1 protein-coding gene is annotated in these 492 nt (G+C 52.8%); it reads right to left on the bottom strand.

Annotated elements, in window-relative coordinates:
• Nucleotides 1-450: TonB-dependent receptor plug domain-containing protein (locus tag ACTHUE_RS20175; protein WP_440424300.1), on the bottom strand; the 450-nt coding region annotated here is incomplete at its 3' end.
• Between the last annotated feature and the right edge of the window lie 42 nt (nucleotides 451-492).

Genomic DNA, 492 nt, shown 5'->3' with positions numbered 1-492 from the left:
GCTGCGGAACAGGGCGGGGTCGAGGTAGTTGCGGTCGCCCACGCCGTAGTTGTTGAGCCAGACATCGACCGTCTGCTCCGTACCGTCCAGCGTTACGGGGATACGGCCTTTGCCGGTGATGCCGCGTATGTTGGGCGTAATCGCGCCGCCGGCGGTGCGGGTGTTCATGTTGTACACGCCGTTTAGGCCTTTGAGCACGTCGCCGGCGGATTGGACGCGGTAGCGTTCGAGGTATTCTTTGCCGACATAGGCGTTGGAGACGTTTTTGTAATACACGTCGTCCGCGCCTTTTTGGTCGTTGGTACGTTTGCCACTGACAACAACGGTATCCAATTCCTGGTATTGTTCTGGTCGAGCTGAGGTTTCGATGGTATTGGCAACGGTTAATGTACTGAACGCGCTGGCAAGGCTGAGAATGATTATTTTGGGTTTGGGAGTAAAAGCAGACATAGTTTCTCTTTGTTAAGAACTTAATATAATAGGTTAAAATAC

Source organism: Neisseria sp. P0021.S005 (assembly GCF_051956955.1).
The sequence above is the reverse complement of the archived record's forward strand: the minus strand, read 5'-3'. Positions and strand labels throughout refer to the sequence as shown.